General features: G+C 65.6%; 14 protein-coding genes. 5 read left to right on the top strand and 9 right to left on the bottom strand.

Going from position 1 to position 20,200, the window contains the following annotated elements; translation table 11 throughout:
• Window positions 1–62: 62 nt before the first annotated feature.
• Complete coding sequence (rpmA, locus tag HZA32_13615) at window positions 63–302, bottom strand: 50S ribosomal protein L27 (GenBank protein MBI5425109.1); 240 nt, start codon at window positions 300–302, stop codon at window positions 63–65.
• Between the two features lie 12 nt (window positions 303–314).
• Complete coding sequence (rplU, locus tag HZA32_13610; protein ID MBI5425108.1) at window positions 315–629, bottom strand: 50S ribosomal protein L21; 315 nt, start codon at window positions 627–629, stop codon at window positions 315–317.
• Between the two features lie 142 nt (window positions 630–771).
• On the opposite strand from rplU, the gene HZA32_13605 reads away from it, so the two are divergent.
• Window positions 772–1,326, top strand: a complete 555-nt coding sequence (locus HZA32_13605; protein MBI5425107.1) for a DNA-3-methyladenine glycosylase — start codon at window positions 772–774, stop codon at window positions 1,324–1,326.
• 15 nt (window positions 1,327–1,341) lie between these two features.
• Here HZA32_13605 and HZA32_13600 read toward each other — a convergent pair whose 3' ends face one another.
• From HZA32_13600 to HZA32_13590, 3 genes are read right to left on the bottom strand one after another with little or no spacing between them, the layout of a single operon-like run.
• Complete coding sequence (locus HZA32_13600) at window positions 1,342–2,109, bottom strand: DUF3108 domain-containing protein (GenBank protein MBI5425106.1); 768 nt, start codon at window positions 2,107–2,109, stop codon at window positions 1,342–1,344.
• A 30-nt stretch (window positions 2,110–2,139) separates the two neighbouring features.
• Window positions 2,140–3,114: an MBL fold metallo-hydrolase gene (locus tag HZA32_13595; GenBank protein ID MBI5425105.1), complete on the bottom strand. Its 975-nt coding sequence runs from the start codon at window positions 3,112–3,114 to the stop codon at window positions 2,140–2,142.
• Window positions 3,115–3,145: 31 nt separating this feature from the next.
• Entirely contained in the window at window positions 3,146–4,309 is a 1,164-nt protein-coding gene (locus tag HZA32_13590; protein ID MBI5425104.1) for an AI-2E family transporter, read from the bottom strand.
• Window positions 4,310–4,453: 144 nt separating this feature from the next.
• On the opposite strand from HZA32_13590, the gene HZA32_13585 reads away from it, so the two are divergent.
• The 3 genes from HZA32_13585 to HZA32_13575 are packed head-to-tail and all read left to right on the top strand — an operon-like array spanning window position 4,454 to window position 10,079.
• Window positions 4,454–4,789 carry a PadR family transcriptional regulator gene (locus HZA32_13585; GenBank protein ID MBI5425103.1) on the top strand — a complete coding sequence of 112 codons (336 nt, stop codon included), beginning with the start codon at window positions 4,454–4,456 and terminating at the stop codon, window positions 4,787–4,789.
• 3 nt (window positions 4,790–4,792) lie between these two features.
• Window positions 4,793–7,384, top strand: coding sequence for an ABC transporter permease (locus tag HZA32_13580; protein MBI5425102.1), 2,592 nt, complete (start codon window positions 4,793–4,795; stop codon window positions 7,382–7,384).
• 16 nt (window positions 7,385–7,400) lie between these two features.
• Entirely contained in the window at window positions 7,401–10,079 is a 2,679-nt protein-coding gene (locus tag HZA32_13575; GenBank protein ID MBI5425101.1) for an ABC transporter permease, read from the top strand.
• A 40-nt stretch (window positions 10,080–10,119) separates the two neighbouring features.
• Here HZA32_13575 and HZA32_13570 read toward each other — a convergent pair whose 3' ends face one another.
• From HZA32_13570 to HZA32_13555, 4 genes are all read right to left on the bottom strand, one after another.
• Window positions 10,120–12,474, bottom strand: a complete 2,355-nt coding sequence (locus HZA32_13570; protein ID MBI5425100.1) for an RND family transporter — start codon at window positions 12,472–12,474, stop codon at window positions 10,120–10,122.
• Between the two features lie 2 nt (window positions 12,475–12,476).
• A complete protein-coding gene (locus HZA32_13565; GenBank protein ID MBI5425099.1) occupies window positions 12,477–13,448 on the bottom strand; it encodes a hypothetical protein in 972 nt (323 codons plus the stop codon).
• Between the two features lie 81 nt (window positions 13,449–13,529).
• Window positions 13,530–14,897: a DUF1329 domain-containing protein gene (locus tag HZA32_13560; GenBank protein MBI5425098.1), complete on the bottom strand. Its 1,368-nt coding sequence runs from the start codon at window positions 14,895–14,897 to the stop codon at window positions 13,530–13,532.
• A gap of 19 nt (window positions 14,898–14,916) precedes the next feature.
• On the bottom strand, window positions 14,917–16,893 hold the full coding sequence (locus tag HZA32_13555; GenBank protein ID MBI5425097.1) for a DUF1302 domain-containing protein: 1,977 nt from the start codon (window positions 16,891–16,893) through the stop codon (window positions 14,917–14,919).
• A gap of 216 nt (window positions 16,894–17,109) precedes the next feature.
• Here HZA32_13555 and uvrA point away from each other — a divergent pair, with 216 nt between their 5' ends.
• Window positions 17,110–19,968: an excinuclease ABC subunit UvrA gene (gene uvrA / locus HZA32_13550; GenBank protein MBI5425096.1), complete on the top strand. Its 2,859-nt coding sequence runs from the start codon at window positions 17,110–17,112 to the stop codon at window positions 19,966–19,968.
• Window positions 19,969–20,200 lie beyond the last annotated feature (232 nt).

Genomic DNA, 20,200 nt, shown 5'->3' with positions numbered 1-20,200 from the left:
AGCCCGGCCAAACAAAAGGCGCACCCGAGGGTGCGCCTTGAAAGTTAATTAGCGAAGTCGACTCAGACGACGTTCACCTTGCGGTGAGCCTTGTCGAACTCGACCGTGCCGTCGCGGAGCGCGAACAGCGTCCAGTCGCGACCGGTGCCGACGCCTTCGCCGGCGTGGTGCTTGGAGCCGCGCTGACGGACGATGATGCCGCCGGCGAGGATCTTCTGGCCGCCGAAGACCTTCACACCAAGACGCTTGGAGTGGCTGTCGCGGCCGTTGCTGGATGTTCCCTGACCTTTCTTGTGAGCCATGGCAGTGGTTCCTTAGGCGCTGATGGATTCGATTTTGATGACGGAAAGCTCTTGGCGGTGGCCACGCTTCTTTTCGTAGCCCTTGCGCTTCTTCTTCTTGAAGACGACGACCTTCTTGCCGCGCTTGTTCTCAAGGACCTTGGCCTTGACGGACGCGCCCGAAAGGAACGGCGTGCCGACCTTGAAGTTTTCGCCTTCGCCGGCGGCGAGGACCTCGGTGATTTCCACCGTGGAGCCGGCTTCGGTCTTCGGGTAGCGGTTCACGATGAGGATGTCGCCTTCGCTCACGGAGAACTGTTTGCCCTGTGTCTTGATAGTGGCTTTCATAAATTCAAAGGGCCGAAATAAGGGGAGCGCCCGGAGGGTGTGCAAGGATTTATTTTCAGTTCGCGATTTCCCGAGTGAAAATGGGCTTCGCGCTGACGAGGCGCAGCTTGCGGAAGGCCCCGAGGCGCGTCAAATCACGAAGATGGAGCGCGTGATTTCTTCCGAAAATTGGCAGGGCCGAGGGACTGTGGGCATGGGGCGCGCGCTGCTCGGAAAGATCTTGGTGCGGACAACCGCGTCGGGCCGCGAGGAACGGGTAATCGTTGAGACGGAGGCTTATGTGGGAGCGCGAGACCTGGCCTGCCATGCGAGCAAGGGCTGCACGCCGCGCACCCAGGTGATGTTTGGACCGGGCGGCGTTTGGTATGTTTACCTGTGCTACGGAATTCACGAGATGCTCAATTTGGTGACCGGTCCGGTAGGATTTCCTGCAGCGATCCTTATTCGCGGCGTCGAAGGTGCGATCGGTCCGGGGCGGGTGACGAAACAACTTTCCATCGGTCGCGCACTCAACGGCGAGCCGGCGGCGCCGCCGAGCGGGCTGCATCTTGAGGACCACGGCATCACCGCGCCAGCGCGGAAAATCCTGTGCGGGCCGCGCGTGGGCGTCGACTACGCGGGACCGATCTGGGCGGCGAAGCCGTGGCGCTTTCGCATCGCGCCGGAAGATCTTCGTCGGCCGGCGCCGCGCGCCTGATCGCGATGCGGCGAGCTATTTCGCGGCCGCCTCGTATTTCGTCATCAGCAGGGAAGCGGTGCCAAATTTCAATTTCAGCTGCATCTTCACAGGCAGGCGCGAGCCGTCCTGCGCGATCCAGACTTTGATTTCGCCGCCGCGCTTGAAGAGGCCTTTCGGGTCCTTGTCCATGCGCGGCACGAGCACGAGCGTCTTGAATTTGCCGATCGGGGTGCGGACTTCCTCGTAGTTCTCCGCGTAGATCGAGAGCGGGTAGAGATCGCGGCCGAAAAACATGAGCACATCGCGCTTCTCGCCGGGCTTGAGGTTCCAGTCGCGCGTTTGCACGAGCGCGCTGATCAGATCGATCGGATCGCCCTCGGGAATGGCTAGGTCGACGCTGCGCTCGGGGCGGCTGCGGTCGACGTGGTGCGCTACGTGTTTCTCGTAGTCGAAGTTGGTTTCGGAGTCGGATTTTCGCTTCGGGTCTTCGCCGGTCTCGCGGATCGCGAGCGCGCGTCCCGATGCGACGTCGATGAGCACGTGGGCAAGATTGTCGAATTCGTAGAGCCCCCGGACGATCCCGCGCGACGCGGTCTCGGTCGTGACGCGCATCAACGCGCGTCCGTCGGTGGATTTCTCGGCCTTCGCGGAAATCGTGATGTCGCCCGCGTGCGGGAAGACGGCGAAGCCGACCTTGTAGATGAAGCGTTCGCCGTCGGCCATGCCGGTGAAGGGAGCGGCATTGAGTTTCACGAGGGCAAAGAGACTAAAGAAGAGAAGGGGGCGCAGGCGGCGGGACACGGCGGCGAAAGTGGATGTTGAGTCCGGTTGCTACAAGGAAAGTTCCAGCTGGTTGCCGCGGCCCAGTGCCCACGCGTCGAGTCCGCGCTGTCGGAGCGTGGCCGCGAACTCGCGGGCGAAGCCGTGCACGGTGTAGATCGTGCGCGGCTGCACGGCCTCGACGAACGCGAGGAGCTCGTTGAAATCGGAGTGATCCGAGAGCGGGAAAGCCGCGTCGCAGCCCATCTGGTAGCGCGTGCGGGTGTCGAGCGCCCAACCGGTGACGGCGGCGGTGCGTTTCGGGTGCACGTGGTCGAGCAGTTTGTCTCCCGCCGGCGCGATGACGACGCTCCCGCGGTGACCCTGCGTGTCGAGCGTGCGATGCGCCGGCATCGCGGCTCCCAGCTCGGCGTAGAGACGCGCGAAACGCGCGGCGCGCGGGTGGAGCGAGACGGGCAAGCCGGCACTGTCGAGCAAGCGCAGCAATTCCTGCGACTTGCCCAGCGCGTAGGCGTAGAGCACCGGCGTGATGCCTTCGGCGAGGGCGCCGCGACAGAAATCGAGAATGGCCGACTCCGTCTGTTCAGCTGGAGGCATCACGTAGCGCGGCAGGCCAAAAGTGCTCTCGGTGATCAGCACGTCGGCGCGCGGCGTGGCGCAGGTTTCGGCGGCGCGTCCGCCACGGAGCTTGAAGTCGCCCGTGTAGAGGAGCGTGCCGTGCTCCGCGTGTTCGAGCCGCACGAGGGCGGAGCCGAAGATGTGGCCGGCGGGCAGGAGAGTGACGGTGCAGTCGAGCGTCAGTTGCTCGGTCTGGCCAAATGCGAGCACGTGACACTCGCGGCGTCCGGGCAGCCGCTCTTGCATGAAGCGAGCGGTCGGGCGCGTGCACACCACCTCGCGATGGCGCGCGATGTGATCCGAGTGGCCGTGCGTGACGATCGCGCGCGGCGTCGATTTCTGCGCGTCCAGCCACCAGCCGATTTGCGGCAGCGAAATTCCGTGATCGAATCGCACCTCCCAAGGCATGTGCGGAGCAGTAGGAAACGTGCCGCGCTCCTCAGGCGGGCGGGGCGGCCTGGGGCGATTGGAAATATTTCCGACGGACGAGACGCCATGCCGTCACGAAGAACGCCGTGAGCGGCACGGCCAGCAGCATGCCGAGGATACCGCCGAGCGCCTCGCCCCAGAAAAACACCGCGAAGATGATCGCGACGGGATGCAGCCCGGTCTGCTGACCCATGATGCGCGGTGTGAGGAACCAGCCCTCGATGATCTGCACGCCGACGAAGATCCCGATGCACGTGAGAAAGAGCCACGCACCGCCGTCGGGCTGGAGCAATGCCAGCGGCAGCACGATGCTGAGGCCGAGGATCGATCCGAGATAGGGCACGATGTTCAGGAACCCGATCGCAACGCCGAGCGCCAAGCCGAACTTCAGCCCGGCGAGCGAGAAGCCCGTGGCGAGCAGCGCTCCCATGATCAGGCCGATGAGCAGCTGGCCGCGGAAAAACGCGACGACAATACCGACGAACTCGCGAGCGAGGAAAACGATGTCGTCCCGCACGTGCGGCCGGAGAAACACGAGGTGCTCCGCGAGCCGCTTGGTCGGGTCGCGGCCGTCGGCCATCAGGAAGAAGAACAGGTAGACGGGAATGATCGCGAGGGAAGCGATCACGCCAAAAATACCGAAGAGGCCTGCGCCGGCCTGTTTCAGCGACGGCAGGATGTGCGTCGCGAGGTCCTGCGCCTGCGTCGTGAGCGCCGCGATCGCGTTCTTCACGGCCGGCACGTCGGAATATTTGCGGAACACCGCGAGCCATTCCGGGAAATGAGATTCGCTCCAGGTGACGACGTGCTGCCACAGCGTCGGCAGGTAGTTGAAGAAGTCGATGACCTGTCCGATGACGGCGGGCGCGACCGCGAGCAGCACACCGGCGATCGCCAGGACGACGACGCCATAGAGAATGATCACGGAGGCGAGCGGACGCAGCCGCAGGCGCCGCTGCAGAAAGTCCACGAATGGATGCAGGATCAACGCGAGGATGCCCGCGGTTGCGATCGGCCAGATGACACCGGCGAACTCGTGCACGACGAGCCCGACCATGCGCACGCTGTAGACGATCAGGGCGAAAATCCCCACGACCGCGGCGAACGCGAGCGCCGCCCCAACGAGCCGGCGCTGCGAGGGAGAGAGAAGCGGAGTATCTTCGGCCGCGGCCATGCTGCGAGGAAAGCGACCCGCTGCGCGCTGGCCAGAGCAAAGCGCCGCGCTGGAAATTCACCGGGAGATTCGCCGCAACGGCCTTTCCTCTTGACGGTCTAGGGGAGAGCTGTTCCTCTCCTAGATAATCTAGGAGAGACCATCATGCCCAAGGACGAAAAACAGGAATTGCTGCAGGGGACGCTCGACATGCTGATCCTGAAATCGCTGCAGCTCGAACCGATGCACGGCTTCGGAATTTCGCTGCGCATTGCGCAGATGTCGAAGGACGTCTTGCTCGTGGAGCAGGGCTCGCTGTATCCGGCGCTCTACCGGTTGGAGGAGCAGGGATGGATCCGCTCGGAGTGGGGCGTCTCGGAGAACAACCGTAAGGCGAAGTTCTATTCGCTGACTGCGACGGGCCGGAAGCAGCTCGTGGAGGAGACGGAGAATTGGGAGCGGGTCTCGGCGGCCATCAATCTCGTGTTGAAGGCGACCTGAGCGATGAAAGCGTTGCGCCGCCTGCTCGGGTATTTCCAGCGCCGCCGTCTCGATGCCGAGATGAAGGCGGAGATGGAGCACCACCTTGAGATGCAGGCGGAGCGAAATCGCGTGGCCGGCATGGACGCGCGCGAGGCGAGGTTCGCCGCGCTGCGGGCGTTCGGCAATGTGGCGAGCGTGCAGGAGCGCTCGAGAGAGCAGCGCTCGTGGCGCTGGATCGAGGACGCGTGGCAGGATGTTCGTCTCGGGGTTCGATTGCTGACGAAGGAACCGCTGTTCTCGCTGCTCGCGATCGTGGCGATGGCCGGGAGCATCGGCGCGACGACGACTCTTTTCAGTGTCGTGAACTCCATCGCGCTGCGGCCGCTGCCTCTGCCGGAGTCCGGGCGGGTGGTGCGGGTGTGGGAAGCGAATCCGGGGCGCGGCATCGCGAGGTTCTCGGTTTCGCTCCTGAATTTTGCCGATTGGCAACGGCGCAGCACGGCTTGGGCGCAACTCGCCGCCGCGGCGTATCCCGCGAGCAACGTCCTGCTCGGCGAAGAGCCGGAACGCCTGCGCACGGTTGCCCATACGTCCGATTGGTTCCCGCTCTTCGGCCTGCGCATCGCGCGCGGACGGGCGGCGAACGAGAAGGAATTCACGGAAGGCGCGGGCGGCGTGGTGGTGATATCCGATCGGTTGTGGCGGACGCGGTTTGCCGCTGATACGTCCGTGGTGGGTCGGGCGCTGGCGGTGAATGGCGTCAGTCACACGATCATCGGCGTCGCGGGACCGGAGCTCGGCGTCATGGAAGGATTCGATCTTTTTGTGCCGCTGCGTGGCGGCACGCGGAGCGCGGACCGCGGCGAGCATGATGTCGATGTTTATGGCCGGTTGCAGCGCGGCGTGGATCGTGCGGCGGCCGAAGCGGAGTTGGCGGCGGTGGCTGTGCAGCTGGCGCGGGAGTTTCCGCAGACGAACACGGGTTGGGGCGTCCACTTGGAATCGGTGTTCGACACGATGGTGCCGCTGGGCGTGCGGCGCGGCCTTTGGTTCCTTCTCGGCGCGGTGGCAATTTTACTGACCATCGCGTGCGCGAACCTCGCCGGACTGTTGCTGGCGCGCGCGAGCGCGCGGACGCGCGAGTTTGCGGTGCGCGTCGCGCTGGGCGGCGGGCGCGGTCGGTTGATCCGGCAAATGATCGCCGAGACGATGGTGATAGTCGCGCTTGGCGGTGCGCTCGGTGGTTGGCTGGCGGCGAGCAGCGTGCAGCTGCTGCGTGGGCTCGGCGCCCTGGGTTTGCCGCGCGCGAATGAGATTTCCCTCGATGGACGCGTGCTGGCCTTTGCAGTGCTCGCCACGATCGTCACCGGCGTGGCGGCCGCTCTGGCGCCGGCGCTGGCGGCGGCGCGCGTGAATGTGCAAAACGGACTGAAGGACGGCGCCGCGACGGGTGGGGGGCGCGCGCGGGGACGCCAACTCCTTATGGCCGGACAGCTGGCGCTGGCGTTCATCCTGTTGTCGAGTGCGGCGCTGTTGTTCCGGTCGTTCACGCGGTTGCAGGGCGCGGAGCTGGGGTTTCGCGCGGATAAGGTTCTCACCGCGCGTCTCGCGCCCGGCGATGAAGGCCGGGCGTTGGTCGAGCAGTTGATCGAACGTGTCGGTGCGCTGCCGGGCGTGGAAGCGGTCGCGGTCACGAACAGCGCGCCAATGGCGCCGCAGAACACCAGCAACAACATCTTCCCGGTCGGGGCGGCGCGGATTCCAGCCAACGAGTCGATCCAGTGCGAATGGCGCGTGGTGTCGGAGGACTATTTTCGCGCGATGCAGATTCCCGTGTTGCGAGGAAGATCGTTCACCCGAGCCGACAACGAGCAGGCGCCGCGCGTGGCGATCGTGAGCCAGTCACTCGCGCGTCAGCTTTGGGGCGACGAGGACCCGATCGGGCGGCAGATCAATCCAGGCGGTGGCAAGACGTATTCGACGGTGGTGGGCGTCGTGGGCGACGTGCGCAGCCGGGATCCCGGGCAGCCGCCCGCGCCGCAGTTCTATCTGTCGGCGCATCGCTGGGTGTGGAACACGATGACGCTCGTCGTGCGCAGCGACCGACCGGGAGAGGAACTCGCTCCGGCCTTGCGGACCGCGTTGCGCGCGCTCGATCCAGCGATGCCGCTGTTCGAAGTGCAGACATTGGACGAAGGTGTCGGTCTTGCGCTGGCGCCTCGCCGAATCTCGACGCAATTGCTCGCCGGTTTCGCCGCGCTTGCGGTGCTGCTGACGACGACCGGGCTCTTTGCGTTGGTGGCGCAGGCCGTTTCACAGCGGACCCGCGAGGTGGGCATTCGCCTGGCACTGGGCGCGACGCCGCGCGACGTGGTCGTGCCGTTGCTCCGTGATACGTTGCGTGTCACCGGAATCGGGCTGACCGCAGGTATGATCGGCGCCGCGCTGACGGGGCAGCTATTTCGCGGCAGCCTCGAGGGCGTGTCGCCGTTCGATCCGGTCTCGCTTTTGGCCGCGGCGGGCGTGCTCGTTTTCGTCGCGCTGGTCGCGGGATATTGGCCGGTGCGGCGGGCGTTGCGCGTCGATCCACTCGTGGCGTTGCGGACGGAGTAGTCAGAGAGGAGAAATCATGAAAATCGTGCGGAAATTCTGGGGCTTGCTGCGGAGGACGCAGCGCGAACGGGAGATGGCGGCCGAGATGCAGGCGCACCTCGACATGCAGGCTGAGCGGCATCGCGCCGCCGGCATGACCGCGGAGGAGGCGCGTTTCGCGGCGCTCCGCGATTTCGGCAACGTGGCCAGTGTCCAGGAGCGGGCGCGCGACGCGCGCGGTTGGCGCTGGCTCGATGAATTGCGGCAGGACTTCCGCTCGGCGCTGCGCCAGCTCGCGAAGTCTCCGGGCTTCGCGGTCGTGGTGGTGCTGACGTTGGCGTTCGGCATCGCGGTGAACAACGTGCTGTTTGGGATGGTGAACCTTTTTTTCTTCCGCCCGTCGTCGCTCCCGGCGGCGGAGCGGCTGGTCGTGCTGTTGCACCGCACCGATGCGGTGCAGATACCGATCGGGCTGTCTTATTCCGATTATCGCGACTACCGCGAGCGGCTCCGGAGCGTGGACGCACTCGTGGCGTCGATGCCGTCGCCGGCCAATTTCAGTGCTGATCAAGGGGCTCCGCAGCGGACTTGGGTCGAAGTGGTGTCGCCGAACGCGTTCACGGGACTGGAGATCGCGCCCGCGGTCGGGCGGACGCTGCTGCCGTCGGATGGAGAGAAGCATGGCGGCGCTCCGGTGGCGGTGCTCTCCCACGATTTTTGGCAGACGCGCTTCGGCGGGGACGCCGGAATAGTCGGGCGCACGATCCGGCTCAATGGACAGCCTTTCACGGTCGTGGGCGTCGCGCAGGCGGGGTTTCATGGATTCCATTCGATGCTGGCCATGAGTGCGTGGGTGCCGGCGGGAGCGATCGACAGTTTTAGGCCAAGCATGGCGGGCATGATCGACTGGCGTGGCGCTGGAGGTTGGCGAGTGACGGGTCGGTTGAGACCCGGAGCAAGGTTGGACGATCTGCGCGCGGAAGCGGCGGTGGTCTTGGATCAATTGACGAAGGAGTATCCCAGCGACCATCGCGCCTATCGTTCGATGGCGATGCTCGAGAGCCGCGCGCGACCGGACCCGAGCGTGGCGGAATTCCTGCCGGTGTTCCTGGCTTTGTTCCTCGGCATAGTGCTGCTCGTGCTCTTCACCGCCTGCGCGAATGTGGCCAATCTCATGATCGCGCGCGCGGTGACGCGGCAGCGGGAGCTGACCGTGCGAACTGCGCTCGGAGCGAGCAGGGCGCGATTGGTGCGCCAACTGTTGGTTGAAAGCATGGTGTTGGCGGCGCTGGCTGGCCTGGCCGGATGGTTTCTCGCGAACGCGATGGGGGCCGCGATGCAACGCTTCACGCCGCAGAGCGACATGCCTGTCACCGTCGACGGCCGGCCCGGCTGGGAGGGCTACGTATTCGTGGTGGTGGTGACCCTGGTGGCGGGGCTGGCGAGCGGACTGTTGCCGGCCTTGCGGGCGTCACGCATCGATTTGGCGGATCAACTCAAGCGCGGCACGGGCGAGGCGTTGGGCGGTCAGGGCCGGCATCGTTTGCGCGACATGCTGGTGATCGGTCAGGTGGCGATGTCACTCATCGTGCTCGTTTGCGGCGGTCTGTTCATGCGCAGTCTCCAGCGCGTGCAATCGGTGGAGTTGGGGTTCAGGCCCGAGCGCTTGCTGATGGCCTCATACGATCTGGCGCTGCAGGGATACAGCGAAGAGCGCAGCCGGAATTTCAACCGCGAGTTGCTCGAGCGTTTGCGCGCCATGCATGGCGTCGAGGCGGCGGGGCTGACCAGCCACATGCCGTTCGACAATCAAATCAACGCCCGGGAGGTTCGCCCCGAGAATCCGCCGCCCCAGCTCAAGGATGGCGTCGCGTCGGCCAAGCTTTCGATCGTTTCCCCGGGATTCACCGAGGCGATAGGCATCCGTTTGCGGCGCGGCCGGACCTTGAGCGAGGCCGACCAGCCGAACACGCCGCGTGTCGCGGTGATAAACGTCGCGATGGCCGACTTGTGCTGGCCGGGACAGGACCCGATCGGGAAGCGGTTTCAACCTTGGAAAGACGGGCCGTGGATCGAGGTCGTGGGCCTTGTTGAAACTTCGAAATACATGATGCTGGCCGAGCAGCCGGCGCCGGCGTTCTTCACCTCCTTGAATCAGGAATCGATGTTGCCGGTCACGCTCATGTTGCGCACGAGCGGAGATCCAGCGCTCGACGCGAAGCGCGTGCGCGCCGAGCTGCTCGCAGTGGATTCGCAGCTGCCGATCTACGATGTCAGGACGATGGAGGACTTGATGGGGGGCAGTGTGTTCGCGTTGCTGCCGATGCGCATGGGCATGACGGCGGCGGCGGCGCAGGGTGGCATCACCCTCGTGCTGTCGGTGATGGGGCTGTATGCGGTGGTGGCCTTCGGGGTCGCGCAGCGGTCGCGTGAGATCGGCATCCGCATGGCGCTCGGGGCCGATGCGCGGCGGGTCGTGCGTCTCCTCGTCCGCGAGGGCATGAAACTGTCGCTCATCGGCGTGGCGGCGGGAGCGGCTGTCGCCGTGCTCTTCGGCTTGGCGCTTTCGAAATTGCTCTACGGTCTCGCGCCGGTGGAGCCACTGGTTTTCGGGAGCGTCATCGGGCTCCTGTTGGGAACGACCGCGCTGGCCTGCTGGGCTCCGGCCCGGCGGGCGGCGCGCGTCGATCCGGCGGTGACGTTGCGGAGCGAGTGAGCGGAAACCAAGGGCGCGCCGAATGGGCCGGCGGCGCGCGTCACTTCGTCATCGGGAACGGCGGGCGTGTCGCGTCGTGGATCGTGCCGCGCTTGTGGCGGAAGAGCCAGGTCGCCAGCGCGGGCATGAGGAGCATCGCGCCGAGCATGTTGACGAGGAACATGAACGCGAGCAGCACGCCCATGTCGGCTTGGAACTTGAGCGCCGAGACCGCCCAGGTGCCGACGCCGATCGACAGTGCGAGACCGGTAAAGACGACCGACGTGCCCATCGTGGCGTAGGCGAAGCAGATGGCGTCCTCGAGCGAATCGCCCTTTTCGTGCATGCGCTCCATCAACGCGGAGCAGAGATAAATGCCGTAGTCGACACCGATGCCGACGCCGAGCGCGACGACCGGCAGGGTCGAGGTTTTCAGGCCGATCTCGAGGAAGACCATGAGCGCATAGGCGAGGTCGGAGACGATGATGAGCGGCAGAACGACGCAGAGCGTGGCGCGCCACGAGCGGAATGAGATCAGGCAGAGCACGACGATGGCGACGTAGAGCCACATCACCATGGGGAACTGGGCGGCGACGACGACCTCGTTGGTGGCGGCCATGACGCCGACGTTGCCGGTGGCGAGTTGGAAATGCACGCTGTCGTTTTGGTGCGCGGCGCGGAAGTCCTTCACGGCGGCGATCACGCGTTGGATCGTCTCGGCCTTGTGATCCTTGAGGTAGATCATCACGGGGATGACGCTGCCGTCGTTGTTGAGCAGGCCGGTGGAGGTCTCGACCGGAGAAACGGCTTGGGCGAGTGCGTCCTTGTTGCGGGGAATGACGCGCCATTTGAGCGAGCCTTCGTTCCAGCCGGCGTTGATCGTGCGCGCGAGGTCGGTGATCGCCATCGTGGACTGCACGCCGTCGATGTTGCGCATGTGCCAGGCGAAGTGGTCGACGAGCGACATGACGTCGTGGTCGATGACGCCGTTGGGCACCGTCTCGACGATGATCGTGATGACGTCGACGCCGATGCTGAACTTCTTGGTGATGGCGGCGGTGTCCTGATTGTAGCGCGAGCTCTGGCGCAGCTCCGGCACGCCGGCGTGCATGTCGCCGATGCGGATGTGCTTCGCCTTGTAGAGGCCGAAGCCCCACAGCGCCGCGCCGACCGCGATGATGACGAGCGACGACTTCGGTCCGGTGGTGAAGTTGACGAGGCGCCGCCACGTCGGCTGGAGGGCAAAGCGCCGGAAGTTCACGCGACGGCGGAAGTCGGGCGACATCTTCGTGTAGCTCAGGAGCACCGGCAGCATGAAGCGGTCGGTGAGGATGATGAGCGTGACGCCAATCGATGCGGTGATGGCGAGCTCCTGAATGATCGGGACCTTGACCAGCCAGATCGTGAGGAAGCCGACGGTGTCGGTCAGGATCGCGACGGTGCCGGGGATGAAGAGATTGGCGAATGACGCCCGCGCCGCGTGCATCTCCGTGCCGCCGACGTTGTATTCGTAGCGGAACGAACGGAGCATCTGCGTGGCGTGGCTCAGCGCGATCGCGAAGACGAGGAATGGCACCAGAATCGAGAGCGGGTCGATGCCGAAGCCGAGCAGGTTGAGGATGCCGAGTTGCCAGATGACGGCGCAGAAGGACGTGATGAGCGGCAGGATCGTGAGCGCGAGCGACTGCGAGAAATAGTAGAGCAGGAACGCCGAGATGACGATGGCCACGCCGAAGAACACCAGCACGCCGCGCGCGCCGTCGGTGATGTCGCCAATGACCTTGGCGAAGCCGATGATGTGCACGCCGACGGTGTCGGACTCGAACTTCTGCCGGATCTTTTGCTCAAGCGCGTCGGCGACCTCGGCGTAGACGAGCTTCTTGCCCGTCTGCGGGTCGACGTCGAGGAGCTGCACGATGATCGCGGCGCCGGTGAAGTCGTTGGAGACGAGCATGCCGACGCGGCCGGATTTGATGATGTTCTGGCGGACGCGTTCCAGGCCCGCGGCGGTCGGCACGAAGTCGGCGGGGATGACGTTGCCACCGCTGAGGCCTTCCTCGACCACCTCGATGTAGCGGACGTTGGGCGTGAAGATTGAGGTGACCTGCGCGCGGTCGACGCCCGGGAGGTAGTAGGCCTCGTTTGTCGCGGCCTTGAGCGTCTGGAAGAACTCCGGAGTGAAGATGTCGCCCTTCTTGGCGACGAGCGCGATCACGAGGCGATTCGCGCCGCCGAACTGCTCCTGGTATTTCTTGAAGTTCTGGATGTATTCGTGGTCGCTCGGCAGCTGCTTGTTGAAGCTGGCGTCGACGTGGGTCCTGCTCGCGAAGAAACCGAGAACAATGGTCGCAGCGGCGAACAGCGCCACGGTGGCATGGCGGAAGCGGAAAACGAGTTCTTCAACGCGCGCGAGCATGGTCAGGGGATGTTGACGCGGATGGCGCCGGCTTCGCCGACGGTGATGAGCGCTCCGTCGCGCGCGACCGCGATGTCTGCGACGCTGGTCCCGAAATCGTCGGGTTTCCAGTGGTGAAAAGAGCGGCAGCCGTCACGGCTGATGAAAAAGTTTCCGCCTTGGCCAGCGAGAACGACGACGCCCTCGCGCAGGCGGGCGCCGCATGTGATGAGAGTCTTGATATCGTTGTCGCGCGGCTGCCAGGCGGCGCCGTCGTCGGCGGAAACGAAGATGCGGCCGCGCAGTCCGTAAGCGACGAGGAGGCCGCCGGTGAGCGGGCGGACGCCGAAGAGCGAGCCCTCGTAGTCGAGCGGCGAACGCTGCCAAGTCTGGCCGAGATCGCGCGAGATCAAGACGGTGCCCTGTTCGCCAGCAAGGTAGAGCGCTGCGGTGCCGTCGTGTGCGAGGCGGTTGAAGTGGACGTCTTCCTCCGAAATCTTGCGCGCGGTCCAAGTTTTGCCGCCATCGATCGTTTCGAGAAATTTCCCGTAGGCTCCGACCACGAAGCCGTGTTGGGCGTCGAGGAAGAGAATGTCGAGGAACACGGTCTCGAGGTCCTGGCCGCGATCCTGACGCGTCCAGGTCTTGCCGCCGTCGCTGGTGGCGATGATGACGCCGTCGTGGCCTGCGGCCCAGCCGTGGTCGGCGTCGGGGAAGGAGACGCAGGTGAGCATCGCGAGGGTCGGAGTGATGCTCTGTTGCCAGGTCTTGCCGTCGTCGGCGGACAGGAGCACGTGTCCGCGGTCACCGACTGCGATCACGCGGTCGCCGGCGCGAGTGATGTCGAGCAGGAGCGATTTTGCGGCGAGCGCCGCGGGCTCGGAGGTCACCTGGGCGCTCGCGCGCAGACCAACAAGAAGTGCCAACGATGCGACGAGGAGGCGCAAGGGACGGCGGTCACAGACGGCCGCTGCTACAGCGAACGGCGAGGGCATGGGGGGATGATTTTGCGTGGGGCGGGGCGGGCAAGCAAAAGGGCGGCCCGGATCGTGGCCGCCCTTGCGCAATTCTTGGCGTTAGCGGACGCCTTCCTGGCGGAGACGCGCGGGCGTGTAGTCCTGCGGCGTGCGCTTCAGGGTGAAGTCATACATCTTGCCCTGATTATCGAGGCCGATCGCGAGGTAGCGGCCGGCGATCAGGTCGGTGTGGACTTCGAGCGTGCTCCAGAAGGTGAGGGCATCGTAGTAGTTGATGCAGTGCGCCTCGGAGACGCGCCAGAGCTGGCCGCGGCCGTCGTATTGGTCGACGGCGAGGACCTGCCAGCTGTCTTCGTCGACGTAGAACGTGCGGCGGGAATAGACGTGGCTGGTGCCGGCCTTGAGCGTCGCGTCAACGACCCAGACGCGGTGGAGTTCGTAGCGGGTGAGGTCCTGGTTGATGTGCAGGGGCTTCAGGATCTCGTCATACTTCACGGAGTCGCTGTGCAGCTTGTAGGAGTTGTAGGGGACATACATTTCCTTTTTGCCGACGAGCTTCCATTCGTAGCGGTCGGGAGCGCCGTTGAACATGTCGAACTGGTCCGAGGTGCGCATGCCGTCGGCGGCGGTGCCGGGGTTGTCGTATTCGATCGACGGGGCGAGGCGCACGCGGCGCTGGCCGGCGTTGTAGAGCCAGGCGCGGCGCTTCTCCTTCACCTGGTCCATCGTCTCGTGCACGAGCAGAATGGAGCCGGCGAGACGGGCGGGCGCGGTGACGGCCTGCTTGAAGTAGATCAGGACGTTGTCGGAGGTGAGCTGCTTGGCGAGTTCGGCCTCGGAGATGTCGTCGCGGACGTAGTTGAAGAAGAACTCGTCGTCGAAATCGACCAGCGTGTAGCTGCCGTTGCGCTGCGGGGCGGCTTGGCTGATCGAGCGCGTGGCGGCGATGCCGCGGTAGCGGGTGAGGTGATTCCAGATCACCTCGAGGCCGTTCTGCGGAATCGGGAAGGGAATGCCGACGACCGAGCCGCTGATGCCGTTGCCGCCCTCGGTGAGCGCGGCGGTGGTGGCGTGCTTCTTCGTGGCGTCGTAGATGCGCTGCGGATTCGAGGCCGTGCGATGCGAGGCGTAGACCGGCATCTTGTAGGTCGAGTAGGCCTTGAGGAGCGCGAGGTGACCGGCGCTGAGCTTGCCGGCGTATTGGTCGGCGTTCGCCGCGGTGATCGTGAAGAGCGGTTGCTCGCTCGCGAACGGATCCGGGTGATGCATGCCGGGCTTGTAGCCTGCGGGGCCGGCGGTGATGCCGCCGTCCCAAGCGGGGATCGAGCCATCGGCATTGCCGGCCTTCTCGCCGCCGAGCGGCGTCAGGTCGGCGCCGAGGCGATCGGCGTCGGCTTGGGAGAGGGCTGCTTGGGCGGCAATGGCGCCCAGACAGGTGAGGACAGAGAGTGTGATCTTGGTCTTCATGGTGACGTGGGGCGCGGGGTTAGAACGAATACTTGAGGGTGGCGGAGACGTAGTCGCGGTCGCCGAGGAGGTTGTAGCGGCCGGCGCCGAAGAAGTTCACGTAGCGGAGCTCGAGCGCCCAGGCGTTCTGGAAGCTGAAGTCGGCTCCGGCGGTGACGGTCTTGCGGCCTTCGCGGAAGTTGCCCATCGGAAGCGGCGTGTTGCCGGTGACGTCGTGCGAGAAGAGCACGAGCGGGGAGACGTTCACGCCATTGAACGCGTTGTTGTAGTCGAGGCGGCCGACCAGCTGGTAGCCCCACGAGAACTTGGTGGCGAAGGCGCTGGCGGGCTCGGAGGCGGGTTGCGCGCCCGAGGTGTTGTTGCCGGAGGCGGTCATGTAGATGACGTCGCCGCCGACGAAGGTGCCGGGGCCGTCGTAGCGGAGCTTGCCGGGATTCGGGATGTCGGCGTTCACGTAGCCGACTTCGGCGATGAGTGTCGTCTGGTCGGCGCCGAAGATGCCGCGCGCGACTTTCGTGGCGGTCATCTGGCCGGTCCAGACCTTGTGGCGGCGATAGCCGGGGACGTAGGTGTTGAGGCCGAAGGTGCCGATCTGGTTGTTGGCTGCGAAACGAGAGCTGAGCGGCGAGAGCGAGGCGAACAGCAGTTCGACGTCGTCCACTTGGAACGGCTGGTTGTTGCGGTAGCTGATTTCACCCTGGAGCGCGACGCCGGCGATGTTGGTGTTGAAGCTGGCACCCCACAGATGGATGTCCTCGGGGAACTCGATGACGTAGTTGCCCGTGGCGGCGGCGGTGAGGAGTTCGCGCGTGGCGAGCTGGCTGGTGACGCCGCCGACCGTGGCGTAGAACGGCTGGAGCGGCGCGGGGAGAGCGGCGGCAGGCACGCCGGTGAGCGTGGCGCCGATGAGCGTGGTCAGCGCGTTGCCGATGACCGCGGGGTCGGCGGTGCCGAGCGCGGTGGCGAGGCCGGTCATGAACGCGGTGTTGGCTTGCAGGAGCGCGCCGGAGTCGGCGGCGGCCTTGGCGCCGTTCACGGGAACCAGCGGCGTGCGCGCCGAGATGACCGGGAGACGGCTGTGGTAGTTCATGTAGTAGACGCCGAACTCGGTGTTGTTGAGGTTCTCGGCGAGGTAGCGGAACGCGATGCCCCACTGACCGGAGTTGCCCGGTTCGTTGTCGGTGCCGCGCATGATGGCGCCGAGGGCGGAGCCGTCATTGATGCCGCCGAAGCCGAGGTAGACCTTCTTGCCGCCCTTGGCGACGAAGTCGTTGGTCGAGAAATAGGTGCCCGGGGGATCGACGCGGGTGCGTTCCCAGTCGAGGAGGTAGAACGCTTCGGCGGTGAGCTTGTCGGTGATGCCGAGGGAGGCAGACACCATGTTGAGCGGGCGGAGCGCTTCCTTCAGCTCGGAGCCGGGAGTGCGCAGCTTGGCGACGTCGATCGGGTTGACCGAGTTGATGCCGTTCGGGATGAACGTGCTTTCACCCCAGCTGAGGACCTGTTTGCCGATGGCGAAGCGCGCCGGCATGTTGCCGAGTGTGGGCTTGAAATAGACATAGGCGTCGAGGAGTTCGCCGCCTTTGCCGACGATGCGCTGGGCCTCGTCGGAGAGCGCCGCCTTCTTGCGCGTGCCGTTGGAGTTGACGAAATCGTTGAAGTAGAAGCCACGGACGAAGAGGCCCGAGTTCTTGTAGTTCAGTTCGAGATCGTGGCTGGCCTTGAGGAGGGCCGAGGCGAAACCTTGGTCGTAGTTGAGGTTGCCGTCATCGGCGTTGACGGAGCGCTGCTTGCCGGCGACGCCGTTGAAGGAGTTGGTGAGGCCGTAGAGTTCGGGGCTGGGCGCGTTGAGTCGATAGAGGCCGCCAAACGACAACGTCGTATCGAAGTGGCCTTTGACTTCGCCGAACTGCAGCACGACGGCGCGCACGGCGGGCGTCAGGCAGAGGGCGGCGGTTAACGCGGCGATCGCCTGCGTGCGCAGACGACGATGCATGGGTTTGCTTGGGTTCATAGCGGGTAAACACTGCCGCTCAAGCGGAGCGGGCGGGGTGGTTAGGGTGAAACGAGGAGCCGGAGACCGGGCTCATTGGCGCGGATGAAGCGGCGTTTCGTTTATGACTTCAAGACTTAATCCACGATGGTGCAGGGGGTTGGTTTCGCCATAAGCGTTTTGACCTCCCGTCCGAATCGGCAACGGTGAGCCATCGCCATGGACGCCGCTGCGCATATTCACATCAAGGGAGCCCGGGAACACAATCTCCGGAATCTCGAGCTGCGCATCCCGCGCGGCAAGTTGGTGGTCGTGACCGGCCCGAGCGGTTCCGGGAAGAGCTCGCTGGCGTTCGATACGCTCTACGCCGAGGGCTACCGGAAATACATGGAGAGCCTCTCGGCGCAGGCGCGGCAGATTCTCGAGCAACTCAAGAAACCCGACGTCGACTTCATCCACGGCCTTTCGCCGGTGCTCGCGATCGAGCAGCGCACCGGCACCGGCTCACCGCGCAGCACGGTGGCCACGGTGACCGAAGTCGCCGACTACGCGCGCCTGCTCTGGTCGCTCTGCGGCGAGCAACGCTGCCCGAAGGACGGCGGCCGCGTCGTGAAGCGCTCGCTCGACGACTGCATCGACCAGCTGTTTCGCGACGCCCCTGCCGAACGCGCGCTCATCCTCGCGCCGTTCATGAAGGCGAAGCCGGCCGTGTTGCGCGACGAACTGCCCCGTCTCCGCCAGCGCGGTTTCCAGCGCGTGCGCATCGGCGGCGAGGTCAAGTCGCTCGAGGAAACGAAGCTCATTCCGACGGGCGCCGCCGAAATCACGGTCGAGGTCGTCCTCGATCGCATCGTGCTCAACGCCGACCAGCGCAGCCGCGTCGCCGACTCGCTCGAACTCGCCTTCCGTGAGGGCCAAAGCCGCGCGCTCGTGCTCGTGCAGAAATCCGCCGACGCGCCGTGGCGCGAAATTCCGCTCAGCCAGAATCTCGCGTGCGAAGTCTGCGGCGACGTCTTCGAGCCGCTCACGCCGCGCCATTTCTCGTTCAACAACAAGGAAGGCGCGTGCCCCGATTGCGGCGGCATCGGCCGCCAGCTCACGTTCAGCGACGAGCTCGTCATTCCCGACCCGGAGAAGTCCGTGCGCGAAGGCGCGATCAAGCCGTGGCGCATCGGCGGAAAAAATCTCATCATCAAACACAACGCCCTGCTGAAGCAGCTCGCCGAGCAGTTGCCGTTCGATCCGGACGTGCCGTGGAAAAAACTCCATGAGGAGACGCGCGACCTGATTTTGCACGGGGCGGGGGAGCGGCTCTTCAGCTTCAAGCTCCGGCGCATGCGCGAGGCGAAGGCGATGCCGTTTCCCGGCGTCGTCGCGGACCTGATGGAAAGCTTTCGCGAGACGGACAGCGACGGCTTCCGCGCGCGGCTCACGACGTTCATGGTCAGCGGCGAGTGTCCGATGTGCCACGGCGCCCGACTCAACCCGCGCAGTGCCGCCGTGCGACTGGCGGGCGTGGCGTATCCGGAGTTCAGCGCGATGGACATCAATCACGCGCTCGCCTTCCTGCGCGCCGTGCCAGCGCAACTCGGCGCGACCGAGGCGGGCGCCGTCGCCGAAGTCATTGAGGGCGTCGAGCAGCGTCTGCATTTCCTCCAGGAAACCGGCCTCGGCTATCTCACGCTCGATCGCGAATACAGCACGCTCTCCGGCGGCGAATCCCAGCGCGTGCGCCTCGCCACGCAGCTCGGCATGGGCCTCGTTGGCGTCATCTACGTCCTCGACGAGCCGAGCATCGGGCTGCACGCGCGCGACAACCAGAAACTCCTCGCCACGCTGCGCGACCTTCGCGATCGCGGCAACACGGTCGTCGTCGTCGAGCACGACGAAGACACGATGCGCATCGCCGACCAGCTCATCGAACTCGGACCCGGCGCGGGCCGCGAAGGCGGCGAAATTCTTTTTCAAGGCACGCCCGCCGAATGCGCGCGGCTGCCCGCGTCGGCCTCGCGCACCGGCCCGTATCTCGCACGCAAGATGGGCGTCGCGAAGGATGCCAAGACGCTCGCGCCCGACGGCCGCTGGCTCACCGTGCGCGGCGCGTCGGAGCACAACCTGAAGAACGTCGATGCCGCGTTCCCGGTCGGCTTGCTCACGTGCGTCACGGGCGTTTCCGGTTCCGGCAAGAGCTCGCTCGTGAACGACATCCTCGCCGCCGTGACCGCGCGCAAGCTGAACGGCGCGAAGACACTGCCCGGTAAACACAAGGGCCTCGCCGGCCTCGAGCACTTCGAGAAGACCGTGCAGGTTGACCAAGAACCGATCGGTCGCAGCCCGCGCTCCAATCCCGCCAGCTACGTCGGCCTGCTCGATTTGTTGCGCGATCTCTTCGCGCAGATCCCGCTCGCCAAGGTCCGCGGCTACAAGGCCAGCCGTTTTTCGTTCAACGTCCGCGGCGGCCGCTGCGAACGCTGCCAGGGCGACGGCGTTATCCGTCTCGACATGCAATTCATGGCGGATGCGTTTGCGCCGTGCCCGAGTTGCGACGGCCGGCGCTTCAACCGCGAGACGCTCGAAGTGCGCTATCACGGCAAGAACATCGCCGACGTCCTCGATCTCACCGTGCGCGAGGCGATGGAGCTGTTCCGCGCGATTCCGCGCATCTCCGAAAAGCTCGCGACGCTCGACGCCGTCGGCCTCGGCTACCTCCAGCTCGGGCAGTCCGCCACGACGCTCAGCGGTGGCGAAGCGCAGCGCATCAAACTCTCCCTCGAGCTGAGCAAACGCGAGCAGGGCCGCACGCTCTACATCCTCGACGAGCCCACGACCGGCCTGCACTGGACCGACATCCAGCGGCTGATGGACTTGCTCTTCAAGCTGCGCGACGCCGGCAACACCATCGTCATCATCGAGCACAACCTCGACGTGATTCACCTCGCGGACTGGCTCATCGATCTCGGCCCCGGCGGCGGTCCTGAGGGCGGCGAAATCGTCTACGCCGGCGCGCGCGGCGGCATCGAAAAGGAGCCGCGCTCGCTCACCGGCGAGGCGCTGCGCACCTGGCGGGCGGCGAAGTAGCCGCGCTCTGACGGCCGCGCGGCTTCTCATTCGCAACGGGGCGCAACACCGCGCCAGGTGTGCCGCCTCGGGCCGCGAGTGTGCGGCCAAGATCGTCGCCTACGACGCTGCGCGTTTCGCCGCCCGAGTCGGCAGGCGCCTCTCGTGCGGAGCCGCGTTTTTGCTTCCGAGAAATCTTTCCGCAACTTCCGCGCGGACTGCGGGGTGTTGGAACCATCCGGCCACCAACCCT

Source organism: Opitutia bacterium, assembly GCA_016217545.1.
Classification (GTDB): domain Bacteria; phylum Verrucomicrobiota; class Verrucomicrobiia; order Opitutales; family Opitutaceae; genus Didemnitutus.
The sequence above is the reverse complement of the archived record's forward strand: the minus strand, read 5'-3'. Positions and strand labels throughout refer to the sequence as shown.